This is a genomic window from Streptomyces sp. NPDC001914, assembly GCF_042891215.1.
GTDB lineage: Bacteria > Actinomycetota > Actinomycetes > Streptomycetales > Streptomycetaceae > Streptomyces.
The window spans coordinates 298,822-311,220 of record NZ_JBIASW010000003.1; the positions used below are offsets into that span (position 1 = coordinate 298,822).

Here is a 12,399-nt window from a genome sequence, read left to right on the forward strand (position 1 = left end):
CTGGATACGGCCGGCGACCTCAAGTGACGTACGCCACGGGCCCGTGACGCGCCCGGTGTCACAGCGTGAGCAGCATCGCCAGCGTCGCGATCCCCATCGACAGGCGGCAGGCCCGCGAGAGTTCGGGACGGTCGCCCCAGCCGACGGAACCCGCCCGCGGGCCGGACGCGACGGGGCCCGACGTCACGGGCAGGGGCAGGAGACGGGCGCCCGAGCGCAGTACGTAGCCGGTGAAGTACAGCAGGAGCGCCCCGGTGAGGACGGGGACGCCGGTGCCGCCGTGGACGTGATGGGCCGGGGACGTGGTCATCACCGCGGCCATGTAGACCATCGCGACGCTGCCCATCAGGTGATGCAGATGATGTCCGCCGCCGCGGGCCGTCCACAGCGCGCGCAGCGCGGCGACGCCGAAGACGGCGGTACAGGCGAGCCAGGCCCAGCGCGGCGGGGTCACCACGGCCGCCGGCACGGCCATCGCGGCCATGCCGAATCCCATGAGCGCCTCACCGCCCGCGGTGCGGCGCTGTTCCTCGACCGGGCTGCGCATCCGCAGCAGGCAGTAGGCCCCCGTCGCCGCGCACAGCGCGACGAGCAGCCAGCCGGCTGAAGCCGGTTCGTGCACCGCGTACCTCCCCGCGAGACGACGTCGGACGCGCGACGCAGGGCACGCGACGCCGGGCGGAGTGTGCCGGGCAGCGCTGCCGGACATCGGTCGGTCAGGGCATGCCCCAAAGGCCCGGAGCGCACGCGAGCGCAGGGGTGTACACGGGGGAGCGTGCGGGAGTGCACCGCAGGTGGGAGTCGTGCGAGGAAACTAATTTACAGATAAAACACCTGCTAAGGTTATGGAATGAGCAGTGCGAACCCTCCCCGTCCCCCGCGAGCACCGCGGCTTCCGCTGGCCTCCGCGCTGCGCCTCGGCAGGCCCTCCGACATCTGGTTCAAGCCCGCCCTGAGCGTCGTCGTCGCGGTCGCCCCGCCGAATCTGACGCTGCTCGCGCTCGGCCGGCTGGACCTGGCGATGTACACGATGGCCGGATCGCTCTGCGCGCTCTACGCCCACAACCGCCCGTACGCCGCACGGGCCCGGGCCCTCGCCTGGGTGGTGGCCGGCATGCTCGGCGGACTCGGCGTCGCCCTCGTCACGGCCTCCCTCACCACGAACGCCGTCGTGCTGGTCACCGTCGGCGCGCTGCTGGCCGCCGCGCAGAAGACCCTGTGCGACGCCACGCGCATCGGCCCGCCGGGGCACGTCGTCCTCGCCTTCATCTCCTCGGCATCCCTGTTCGTGCCGCAGCACCTCGGCCAGGTGCCGGGACATCTCGCGCTGGGCGCGGCGGCGGGAGCCTGGGCCTGGATCGTCGGCATGGCACCCGGGCTCGTACGCCCGCACGGCCCGGAGCGGCGGGCCACCGCGCACGCGCTGAACGCCGCGGCGGTCTCCGTCGGCGCTCCGGACGACGCCCGTGCCCGCGCCGCCGCGGCCGCCGCCGTCCACACCGCCTGGCAGTCGCTGCTGTCCACGGGAGCCCGTTCCGCGCCCCGGCGAGCCCTCGAACGGCTCGTCGTACGGGCCGAGGTCGCGCTCGCGGCACCCGCCGGCACGGACCCCGAACGGCTGCGCGGCTGGGCTCGCGACCTCTCCGGCACCGGACCCGTCCCGCGGCCCGACGGACTCGGGGACGCCGCGGACGAACTCCTCGGCGTCGAGGCCGCCCTCGCCTTCGGGGAGCCGCCCCTGCGCGCCCGTCTCGGCCCGCTCGCCCCCATCGCCCTGCGGACCGCGCTCGGCTGCGCCCTCGCCGGATACGTCTCGCTCGCGCTCGGCGTCGGCCGCCCCTCCTGGGCCCTGGTCACCGCGGCCTCGCTCTACCAGGCCAACGTCACCCTGACCTGGAACCGCGGCGTCCAGCGCGTGGCCGGCAACCTCGTCGGCGTCGCGGCCTTCGCCGTCCTCGCCCCGCTCGCCCATGTGGGCCAGGCGGCCCTCGTCCTGTGCTGCCTCGCCCTGAACTTCGGCGCCGAGGCGCTGATCGGCCGCAACTACTGGCTGGGCAGCGTCTGTGTGACCCCGATGGCCCTGCTGATCACCGAGTTCGCGCACGCCCAGCAGCCCGGCGAGCTGATGACCGACCGGGTCCTCGACACCCTCGTGGGCGCGCTCGTCGGATTCCTCGCGGCGGTCGCCGTGACCAACCGGCGGGCCGGAGACCGTATCGAGGAGGCGCTGCGCGCGGTGGGGCGTGCCCAGGAACACGCCGCCGGACTGCTCGCCCAGGAGCGGCCCGAGCCCGGCGCCCTGGAATCGGCCCGCCGCGGACTGTCCGCCGCCGTCGTCCACCTGCGCTCCGCCGCGGACGCCGCCGCGGGCGAATGGTGGAGGCGCGCCCTGCCGGAGGAGCGGGTGATGCGGGCCGAGCAGGCCGGACACCGTACGCTCGCGGCGACGGTACGACGCCAGGGACTGCACTGCTGGGAGGGCGCACAGGCATGACGACAGCGGACGGGCGGAAAGCGGCGGAGGGCGACCCGGCGCGGGACGGTGATCCGGCGCGGGACGCCGCCCCGGCACCGGACCGGAGGACGCCCGCCGAGGGGACGCCTGTCGGGATCGGGCCCGTCGGTACTGGGTCTGTCGGTACCGGGCCTGTCGGCAGCAGGTCTGTCGGTACCGGGCCTGTTGTTTCCGGGCCCGTCGATCGAGGGCCGTCCGGCACCACGCCCGCCGAAGGGGTGTCGGCGGGCACCGGGTCTGTCGATGGAGGGCTGCCCGGCACCACGCCCGCGGAAGAGGTGTCGGCGGGCACCGGGCCGGTCGACGGAGGGCCGTCCGGCGCCACGCCCGCCGATGGGGTGCCGGAGGGCACCGGGACCGTCGGCGGTGTGTCCTCCGGTACGGGGTCCTCCGGTACGGGGTCCTCCGACAGGGAGTCCGCCGGTACAGGTTCTTCGAGCACAGGCCCCACGGACGGGACCCACGCCGACGCAGGGCCCGCGCAGGCCGGCCCCACCGGCGGGACCCTCGCCGACACCGGGCCCGCGAGCACGGGCGGCCCGACGGACGCGAGCTCCGTCGGCACCCGGTCCGCCGACCGGACGCCTTCCGATGCAGGCCCCGGCCCCGTGGAGCCGGCCCCAGGAGACACGGTGGCCGCCGTCGTGAGGCAGTGGGAGAGCGTGCGGCCCGATCTCGACACCGGGCCCATGGAGGTCATCGGGCGGGTCAACCGCTGCGCCGCGCTCCTTCAGCAGGCCGAGGACGCGCCGCTGCGCCGGGCCGGTCTCACCCGCCCCGAGTTCGACGTGCTCGGGACGCTGCGCCGCACCGGGCACGAGCTGACCCCCAGCGACATCGCCCGCGAGACGTTCTCCTCGGGTGCCGCCGTCACCAAGCGGCTCAAGCAGCTCACCGAACGCGGCCTCGTCGAGCGGCGCGGCGACACCCGTGACCGCCGCGTCGCGCACGTCCGCCTGACCGACGCCGGACAGGCCCTGGTCGACGCCGTCCTCCCCGACCAGCTCGCCTACGAGAACTCGGTCCTGTCCGGCATCGACCGCGAACGCCGCAGTGAACTGGCCGGACTCCTGGGCGAGTTGCTCGGGCAGCTCGAAGGCCGGCTGAGGCTGCCCCGCGCCTGACCCCGGCCCGACGGTCGGGCGGGCGGATCGTCCGGGTGGTGACGCCTCGCCTGCTCACCCTGTCCGCGGTGGATCCCCGTACCCCTCGGCCCTCGGCACCCCTCGGCCCTCCGGATCAGCTCTTCGAACCCTCCGCGTAGATCCCGAAGGCCCCGCCCTGTCGGTCGCGGGCGACGGCCAGACGGCGGTGGCCGCCCGGCTGGGAGACGGGCTCCATCAGCAGGTGGCCGTCCGCGATGAGGACCGCGTTCGCCGTTTCGTCGACGTCCTCGACGGCGAAGTACGGCAGCCAGTGCGAGGGGACCTCGTGAGCGAAGTTCTCGTCCATCGTCACCATGCCGCCGAAGTCGGCGCCGTCGATGCCCCACTGCGGGTAGTGCGCCGAGGGCTTCACGGTCCAGCCGAACACCGTCGTGTAGAACTCGGTCACACGGTCCGGGGCCCGGGTCAGCAGTTCCACCCAGCCGAGCGCGCCGGGCGCGTTGAACAGGCCCGCACCGGAGAAGGCCCGTGCCTGCCACATCTGGAACGCGGCTCCGCCCGGGTCGAAGGCGACCGCGAAGCGGCCCACGTCGAGCACGTCCACCGGATCGAGGGCCAGGGCACCCCCGGCGGCCCGCACGGCCGCCGCGGCCGCGTCCACGTCGGTGACGGCGAACGACACGTTCCACGCGACGGGCTGCGACTCCTGGTACAGGGGGGTGATCGCCGCCACGGGCGCGTCCCCCAGGTGCGCGACGGTGTACCCGCCCGCCTCCTGCCGCGGGTCCGTCTCCAGGCGCCAGCCGAACAGATCGGCGTAGAACCCCTTGGCGCCCTCCAGATCGTCGGTGCCGAGCTCCGTCCAGCAGGGTCCGCCGGTCACGGGCCTGTCGAGCTTCATGACGTTCCTTCCGCAGCGAGCCCCCTGAGCACGCTAAGCCCGGCGTGGAGCCCCGGCCATCCGGACTCACCGCCCGCGGGGCCTCAGGGCCGGTAGCGCAGCGGATGGTCGGCCGGGATCTCGACGATCACGATCTCGGTCCCGTCCGGGTCCGCGATCCACATCTCGATGAGCCCCCACGGCTCCCGCACCGGCCCGCGCACCACCTCGACCCCGGAGGCAGTCAGCTCCTCGTGGGCCGCCGCCATGTCCGCGACCTGGAGCCACAGTTTCAGCGCCGGTGAGGGCGGTGTCTCGGAGCGTCCGGCGACCTCCAGGAATCCGCCGCCGAGGAAGTACACGGTCCCGCGCTCGGGCCCCGTACCGAACTCGCGGTAGACGGCCAGGCCGAGCTGTTCGCCGTAGAAGACACGTGAACGCTCCGGGTCGCTCGGACGCAGCAGGGTCCGGCCGCTCAGTACATGCACCATGCGCCCGGAGCCTAGGGCCTGCCGGGCGATTCCCGGTTGATGTGTGGCCGCGGTTCTCCGCATCGGTTCCCGCAGGGCGCGGTGGACACGGCGCGGGGCGGGGTGCGTGCCCGTACGCCTGGGTGGTGTGTGCAGCGGTGACTTAGGGAGCACCGACCGCTCCGGGGGACGGTGAGGGCGGTTCGGCGCGGGACAGGACGGATCGCACGGCGTGGTGGATGAGGAGATAGGCCCACAGTTCCTGTTCCACGCCCTCGGGCGAGCGGGATCGCAGGACGACACCGGGTGCCTCTGGTGTTTGCCCGCCCAGCTCTCGCAGACAGAAGCCGAAGGCAGTGCGCTCACGGTGAAGTTCGGCCAGCGGACCGACGGGAGACGCCATGGGGTCCAGGGCCGTCGTCAGCAGGCCGCCCGTCTCCCGTGCGGCTCCGGTGATGAGCCTTGCCGGGAAGCCTGCCGCTCCGGCCATGCGCCCCGCGGCCGGGATTTCAGTGAGGCAGGAACCGTCCGGGAGCGTCGACAGGACCGGCAGATACGTCTGCGAAGGCGCACGCCAGAGCAGATGCCGGTCGGCGCCCCATACCGACGGCCAAGGGTCCCGGCCCGTGAGGCAGTCGCACAGAAGTACGAGGTCGCTGCTTTTCAAGCCGACGAGCAACCCCTCCGCCAGCGTTGAGGTCGCGACCGCCCGGGGCCCGAAGGTCGCGCTCGTGACACCCGTCCCCCAGTTCGACAAGGTCAGGAGTCGCACTTGGGGATAGGCGGACTGCGCTGGGCTGCCGGCTACCGGAGGGCCGAACTGCCCGCGGTTCTCGGGTGAGTCGGGGACGCCGAAGACGACGGCGTCGAGGGCGTGCGCCCGCCAGCGCAGATGCCCGTCGCGTCGGCCGCCCCGCGCTCCGGGGGCTCTCGGCCGTGCGACCGCCGCGAACAGCGCCTTCAGCGGTTCCGATCCGAGTTTGGCGCGAGCCCGGGAGATGGCCGCGGTCGTCGGCATCCAGTGCGCCCCCGGGGACTGGTCCGCCCAGTCCAGTCCATGGGCCAGGAGTCGGGCGACCTCGCGATAGCTCTCCGCCGAGAAAAGGCACATGGCGAGTACGTAGTACAGCACGGTGCGGGCCGGAAGCAGTCGGCTGCGTTGCTCGGTGCGCCCGCAGTCCGCGATCACCCGGTCCACCAGCTTCGGCGGGAAAGTCCGTACCAGCAGACCCACTCCGATTCGGTCGGTCAGTCGGCCGACCGACACCGTTCCCATCTGACCGGCGCGCGGCATTTCCCACCTCCATGGATGAAAGAGACGGCCCTTAAGTCACCGGTGTGAATACGGTTGGAGTTGCCGACTTCCGGGGGAGCGCCCAAGCATGAAAGGGGGACGCCCCGGCGGGCATCCTGTCAAATGCCAAGGGCGTATGCGGCAGTCGCTTTGTACGACAGCTGACTGTCGGATCGACGGGAAGTCGTCCCACGTGGTCACTCCGATGAGCAGTCCTGGAAAGGAGCAGGTGAATGACGAATCGCGCCCTGCTGGTGGGTATCGACGAATATCCGAATCCGCGCAACAACCTCAATAGTTGCGTCAAGGACACCCGTGCGTTCCGTGAGCTGCTTGATCGGTACGGCTTCACCGATGACGACGTACGGTTCCTGCATAACGCCGACGCGACGCTGACCCAGGTGCGCGACGGTCTGGACTGGCTCTTCGACGGGGCTGAACCTGGTGACCGCCGGGTCTTCTTCGAATCGTCACACGGTTATCGGGACGTCAGGGACGGTGTGATGACCGAGGTGCTGTGTCTTTATGACGCATTCCTCGAGGACAAAGAACTGAGCCGACGTACCCAGGGCATTCCGGATGGCGTGCTGACTGTTGTCCTGGATGCCTGTCATTCTGGTGGAATGGAAAAGGTATTTCTGTTCGGGGACGAAACGCTGATCGCTCGGAACAAGGTTTTCCTGGCTGATCCGGAAATGGCCGAGACAAAGGCGTTCGCAGTGAATGCGCATGTCGACTCGGTTGTTCCAGTGAAGTTCTTCGGGCGGGCCGCGACGGACAATGCGAGCGCTGCGTCGAAGAACTTCGCGACGGCGTCGCTACTGGCACCCGCGGCCAAGGACATGGCCGAGCCCGAAGTGGAGCTGAACGCCGTACTGCTCACCGCGTGCCGGGCCGACGAGACCGCGGCGGCCGGAAGCGCCCCGACGAACGGGCTGTCGGCCTTTACGTTCGCACTCGTCGACCAGCTCGACACGTCGATCACGGTCAGTGCGCTCTGCGACCGGGTCACCAGCCGTCTCAAGGCGCTCAACATGCGCCAGACCCCCACCGTCTTCGCGCCGTCGGACCAGCAGTTCCTGCTGTCCGACACCTTCATCTCCGAGCAGCCCGTCACTCAGCCACTGGACCTGTGGGACGAACTGTTCGGCGGAACCGACCCCTCGGCCGGCGCGAGCAAGTCCGGCGTGTTCACCACGGACGGCGCCGGCACCACCCACACGCAAACAAAGGAGTTCTCCTCCATGACCACCATCGCACCTGACATCCACGGCACCATCGAATCGGTCCTCGGCTCGATCGCCAAGAACGCCGGGGCAGCCCCGTCCAACGGTGCCGCCACGACCAAGGACGCCTCCTACCTCGACGATGTCGCCAAGTGCGCGGCGAACCTGGTGCCGGCCGTCGTCGCGGCCGGGCAGACGGCCACCGCCTCGAAGGCCCCCAGGCCGCGGCCCACGCTGAGCAACCCGAACCATCTGCAGAGCAAGGACTTCTGGGACGACGTGCTGGATGTCGCCAACACGGTCGTCGACGTCGCGGGCCCCGTCCTGAGTATCCTCTCCAAGGACATGGCCCCGCAGGGCAGCCAGGCGGCAAAGACGCTCGCCACACAGATCGCGCCCGAACGGCTGCACGACAAGGACTTCTGGTCCAGTGCGTTCGGTGCCCTGGAGACCATCGTTCCGCATCTGATCAACGCGGCGGCGGGCAAGGGATTCGACAAGAGTCTCACCCTGAACGTGCCGCCCGCGTACGCCCATGACAAGGGCTGGTTCGACGACGTGATGAGCGTCGTGCAGGTCGCCGCCCCCATCGTCCTCGCGGCCCTGTGACGCAGCCCTGACGTCGGGGGCGGCCCGCGGGCCGCCCCCGACCCCTCCGCCGGAGAGGCGGTGAATGCCATGCCCGACGACCTCGACGACCTCATCTACGGCCAGGTCGCCGCCGATCTGGCCGCCATGACAGAGCCCGACCTGTCGGCCTTCGCGCGGGGCGACGTGGACCAGGCCATGATCCGGGTCTACCCGCCCTCCGGGCCGCGTCCGGAATGGCTTGAGGGTCTGCGACGGCGCATCGCCCACGACAGCATTTTCCAGACCCGACTGGAAGCCGCCGACCCCGCCGACTTCCCCTTCCGAGTAAAGGAGTTCGCGGCCTCGTACCACCGGCTGGCGAACACATCGGGAGAGACGCGTCTGCTGGTCATGGGGCCGATGCAACCACCCGTCCAGTTCGTCCCGGACGACCCCGGCAGGCAGGGAGGCTCCGATGGCAACTGAAGGAAACGCCCCACTCACGGATATCGCGAGGCGCTGGGCGAAGAGCCGGACCGATCTGCCGACTGTGACCGCCGCGCTTCGAAAGGGCGACGTCTCCACGGCGAATGAGCCTGCCGAGATCGATCAGCGACGCGCACGACTGGCCGCGCACGGCACGGACCTCGAAGCCGTCATAGGTGAGGACGACTCACTCTGGCTCGGCTTCCTGAGCCGAGGGCTCCTCATGGCGCGCGCGGTGGTCCGCGTGGTCACGCTGCCGGTCAGGTCGCCCGCAGTTCCGGAGGGCACGGGAGTGCTCGTTTCCCCCCGTGTTCTCCTCACCAACCATCATGTCGTCCCCGACGCGGAACACGCGGCACCCATGGGCGTCCAAGTGGGATACGAGTACGGCGACGACGGTGGTGAACTGGCATGCACCACCATCCGCTTGGCCCCGGAAACGCTCTTCTTCACCGCGCCCGTGTCGACGCTGGACTTCACGGTGGTCGCGCTTGCCGAAGAAGCCCCCGAAAACACCGGATACGTGCCGCTGATCGAAGCGGGCGGGAAGGTGCTGATAGCCGAGCCGCTCAACGTGATCCACCATCCTGGCGGAGAACGCAAGCAAGTGAGTATCCGCAATAACCGACTCGTCTCCCAGGACGAGAAATGGCTGAGGTACACGAGCGACACACGCCATGGATCATCCGGTGCTCCGGTGTTCAACGATCAATGGGAGATGGTCGCCCTCCACCATGGAGGGATACCCGCCCGTGACGCCGAGGGCCGAAGACTCACTCGCACGAGCGAGGTGTGGACGCCTGACATGGACGAGGAAGCGGTCGCCTACCAGTGGAACGAGGGGGCGCGAGTGAGCCGGATCGTGCGGCGATTGCGTACGGCCGCGCTGCCGAAGCCCCAACGAGTTCTGCTGGACGAGGCGTTGAGCAAGGAAGTCCGCTCATGACTACGACGTTGGTGTTCCTTCACGGCCGCGGCCAGGAGTTCAAGGACCCCGAGAAGCTCCGGCGCAACTGGCTGGCCGGACTCGGCGCCGGCCTGGTCCGCGCGGGCCTGCCCGCCGGTTCGCTGGACGCGGTCCCATCGGTCCTTCCCTTCTATGGCAACGTCCTGTTCGGAATCACGGCGGACCTGGCCCGCGACCCTCTGGAGCTGGAGTCCATGCCGGACGCACGCGACGAGCCCGCGCCGCTCCAGCCGTACCTCCCCGAAGACGTGGGCCGACTGGAACAGCGCCTGCTGCACGACATGACACGGTCCCTCGCGCCGCTTGCGCAGACGGAGCCGTCGGACGCGGACCTGGAGGGTCTGGGGGCAATCGCGGAAGCCGGCCGCATGGTGCTGTCCTGGGACGTCACGCGCCAGGGACTCCTCGCCCTGGCCCGGTACACCCGTTTCGACCAAGAGGTCATCAGCGCTCATCTGCGCGATGTCGCCGTCTATTTGACCCGCGGGCGGGACGAGGTGCTGGCCACCGTCCGGGCGGGGATTCCGGCCGGGGGCTCCCTGGTGCTGGTATCGCACAGCCTTGGCACGGTGGTCGCGTGCGATCTCCTGAGCGACCCGGAGACACGCGACCGCACCAGGCTTTGGGTGACGGCTGGCTCGCCGCTGGGGCTGGAGGCGGTCCAGCACAATCTGCGGCCCCGGGGCCCACGGCCGGTAGGTGTCGACTGGCTGACGACCTACGATCCCAAGGACGTCGTCGCCCTGGGCCATCCTCTGCGATCATGGGGCGTGGTGCGCAACGTCCGCGTCGACAACGGCGACAGCCCGCACGCCATTGACCGCTATCTGTCCCACCCGGTCACGGCCGGTGCGATAGCCGCGGCCGCAACGCAGTCGGGCCAGGGGAGCTGAAGGGTTTCATGGAAGGCCCGCGTCACCCATGGCGACTGGTCTTCCTTGGCTGCATGCCAGTGGCCTGACCACTTGGATGCCTTCTCCGTAGCCCGCTCGACCGGTGTCGTCGGAGACCAGCCCCTGAACCCGTCCCGAGTCGGCTCGGCGGCGACTAGCGGTCAGCTCGCTCCGGCGGACGAGGTGGATGCGCTCCTCCGCGAGCGGGGGAAGCGCCTGTGCGGCCGGTCGGCCGTCACCCGTCCATCCCTCCGACCCTGTACCCGTGAAGCAACGGCATCGGCCCCGGGACCTGTCCGGCCGGTCGCGCGGGAGCGTTACGCTCGGGCGTGCCCAGCCGCGCCACCGATCGGAGAACCGCTGCCATGGAAACCGCCGCCGCCACCGGACTGACCTTCCGCGACGCCGTCGACAGCGATGTGGACGCGCTGGTCGCGCTGGTCGAGTCGGCGTACCGAGGGGACTCCAGCCGTGCCGGCTGGACCACGGAGGCGGACATCCTCGAAGGGCAGCGCACCGACGCGGACGCCGTCCGCGCCATCGTCGCGGCATCCGACAGCCGGCTCCTGACCGTGGAGCGGGACGGCACGCTCGTCGCCTGCTGCCAGCTCGAGCACCGGGGCGACCACGCCTACTTCGGCATGTTCGCGGTCAGCCCCGCGCTCCAGGGCGGCGGGCTCGGCAAGGTGATCATCGCCGAGGCGGAGCGGACCGTCCGTGAGGTGTGGGGCGCGACGGAGATGCACATGACCGTGATCTCCGTACGGGAGAGCCTCATCGCCTGGTACGAGCGGCGCGGTTACCGCCGTACGGGCCGGATGACGCCCTTCCCGTACGGCGACGAGCGCTTCGGTGTCCCGCAGCGCGACGACCTGCGCTTCGAGCTGCTGGTCAAGCCGCTTGTCTGAACCGTCCCGGCCCGGGACGGTTCGGGCGGGACGGTTCGCGCCGGGATCGGGACGGTTCGGGCCGGGGCGTCGGCCACGACGACCGGGCCGGGCCGCTCGGCGCGTCCTCGCCGAGCGGTCGCCGGCGGTCGACGAGCGGCCCTTCCGCCTCGCCCGTGGGCGGTCGCCCCGGGGCGGTCGGCCCGGATGACGCGGCCCGCCCCGTCCGGCTACGCCGTGAAGCGGCCCGTGCGCTTGATCTCGGGGTAGTCGGTCGTGGCGCCGTCCAGTTCCAGAGCGCGCACCAGCCGCAGCTGGTCCTGGGTGTTCACGACCCAGCCGATGATCTTCAGGTCGGCCTTGCGGGCGTGTTCGACGACCTCCAGGCTCAGCCTGCGGATGTTGAGACAGACGGTCGCGGCGCCGGCCTCGACGGCGCGGTCCACCACGTCGGTGCCGTAGCGGCTGGCGATCAGCGCGGTACGGACGCCCGGCACCAGCCGGGTGATCTCGGCGATCGCCTCGTCGTGGAACGAGGACACCTCGACCCGCCCGACCAGGTCCTTGCGGTGCATCACCTCGGCCAGCGCCCTGGCCGCCGCGACGTCCTTGATCTCGGCCTGCAGCGGCGTCCTGACCGCCTCCAGGACCTCCTCGAAGACGGGGACGCGCTCGCCGTGTCCCGCGTCCAGCGTGCGCAGCTCCGCGAGCGTCTTGTCGGCGATCGCCCCCGTGCCGTCGGTCGTACGGTCGACGTCGGCGTCGTGCATGACGACGAGCGCGCCGTCCTTGCTCAGATGCAGATCGAGTTCGATGAGGTCGAGGCCCGCGTTCTGGGCGGCGATGAAGGAACGGAGGGTGTTCTCGGGCTCGACACCCATCACTCCGCGGTGACCGATGGTGAGGAAGTTCAAGATGCGACTCGCTTCCGTCGACGGCGGCTCGGCTCGCGCGTGGTTCCGGCGGAGCGGTCACGCGGCAGGCCGCAGCCTAATGGCCTGGCTGTGCTGTGTACCCGTTCCTACGCCGTGCAATGGGAGTGTCGGATTCACAGGGCGCGGCGGGAGCGCCGGGACGGGCGCCGTGACGAGGGCCACGCTTGTAC

Annotated in this window: 12 protein-coding genes; 7 read left to right on the forward strand and 5 right to left on the reverse strand. The window is 70.9% G+C overall.

The features are described from left to right. Positions 1 to 58: 58 nt before the first annotated feature. Positions 59 to 622, reverse strand: a complete 564-nt coding sequence (locus ACFYYF_RS10595; RefSeq protein ID WP_388773530.1) for a DUF5134 domain-containing protein — start codon at positions 620 to 622, stop codon at positions 59 to 61. Positions 623 to 850: 228 nt separating this feature from the next. On the opposite strand from ACFYYF_RS10595, the gene ACFYYF_RS10600 reads away from it, so the two are divergent. Both ACFYYF_RS10600 and ACFYYF_RS10605 read left to right on the forward strand, forming a co-directional pair. Further along, complete coding sequence (locus ACFYYF_RS10600; protein WP_388773533.1) at positions 851 to 2,494, forward strand: FUSC family protein; 1,644 nt, start codon at positions 851 to 853, stop codon at positions 2,492 to 2,494. A gap of 629 nt (positions 2,495 to 3,123) precedes the next feature. Next, positions 3,124 to 3,639: a MarR family transcriptional regulator gene (locus ACFYYF_RS10605; RefSeq protein WP_361680941.1), complete on the forward strand. Its 516-nt coding sequence runs from the start codon at positions 3,124 to 3,126 to the stop codon at positions 3,637 to 3,639. Positions 3,640 to 3,754: 115 nt separating this feature from the next. Here the strand turns inward: ACFYYF_RS10605 and ACFYYF_RS10610 are convergent, their stop codons facing one another. The 3 genes from ACFYYF_RS10610 to ACFYYF_RS10620 form a co-directional block, all read right to left on the reverse strand. After that, positions 3,755 to 4,522: a VOC family protein gene (locus ACFYYF_RS10610; protein ID WP_361680938.1), complete on the reverse strand. Its 768-nt coding sequence runs from the start codon at positions 4,520 to 4,522 to the stop codon at positions 3,755 to 3,757. A gap of 83 nt (positions 4,523 to 4,605) precedes the next feature. Beyond that, positions 4,606 to 4,992, reverse strand: a complete 387-nt coding sequence (locus tag ACFYYF_RS10615; RefSeq protein WP_388773537.1) for a VOC family protein — start codon at positions 4,990 to 4,992, stop codon at positions 4,606 to 4,608. Between the two features lie 142 nt (positions 4,993 to 5,134). Beyond that, entirely contained in the window at positions 5,135 to 6,265 is a 1,131-nt protein-coding gene (locus ACFYYF_RS10620; RefSeq protein ID WP_388773539.1) for a transposase domain-containing protein, read from the reverse strand. Positions 6,266 to 6,498: 233 nt separating this feature from the next. On the opposite strand from ACFYYF_RS10620, the gene ACFYYF_RS10625 reads away from it, so the two are divergent. The 5 genes from ACFYYF_RS10625 (at position 6,499) to ACFYYF_RS10645 (ending at position 11,315) form a co-directional block, all read left to right on the forward strand. Continuing rightward, positions 6,499 to 8,100 (forward strand): caspase domain-containing protein, encoded by a 1,602-nt coding sequence (locus tag ACFYYF_RS10625; RefSeq protein WP_388773542.1) that lies wholly within the window; start codon positions 6,499 to 6,501, stop codon positions 8,098 to 8,100. Between the two features lie 69 nt (positions 8,101 to 8,169). Then, positions 8,170 to 8,547 carry a hypothetical protein gene (locus ACFYYF_RS10630; protein ID WP_388773544.1) on the forward strand — a complete coding sequence of 126 codons (378 nt, stop codon included), beginning with the start codon at positions 8,170 to 8,172 and terminating at the stop codon, positions 8,545 to 8,547. After that, positions 8,537 to 9,493, forward strand: a complete 957-nt coding sequence (locus ACFYYF_RS10635) for a trypsin-like serine peptidase (RefSeq protein ID WP_388773547.1) — start codon at positions 8,537 to 8,539, stop codon at positions 9,491 to 9,493. Before ACFYYF_RS10630 ends, ACFYYF_RS10635 begins: the two co-directional genes overlap by 11 nt. Further along, positions 9,490 to 10,407, forward strand: coding sequence for a hypothetical protein (locus ACFYYF_RS10640; RefSeq protein ID WP_388773550.1), 918 nt, complete (start codon positions 9,490 to 9,492; stop codon positions 10,405 to 10,407). Before ACFYYF_RS10635 ends, ACFYYF_RS10640 begins: the two co-directional genes overlap by 4 nt. A 365-nt stretch (positions 10,408 to 10,772) precedes the next feature. Further along, entirely contained in the window at positions 10,773 to 11,315 is a 543-nt protein-coding gene (locus ACFYYF_RS10645) for a GNAT family N-acetyltransferase (protein WP_365490613.1), read from the forward strand. Positions 11,316 to 11,524: 209 nt separating this feature from the next. Here ACFYYF_RS10645 and ACFYYF_RS10650 read toward each other — a convergent pair whose 3' ends face one another. Beyond that, positions 11,525 to 12,208, reverse strand: a complete 684-nt coding sequence (locus ACFYYF_RS10650; RefSeq protein ID WP_388773554.1) for a glycerophosphodiester phosphodiesterase — start codon at positions 12,206 to 12,208, stop codon at positions 11,525 to 11,527. Between the last annotated feature and the right edge of the window lie 191 nt (positions 12,209 to 12,399).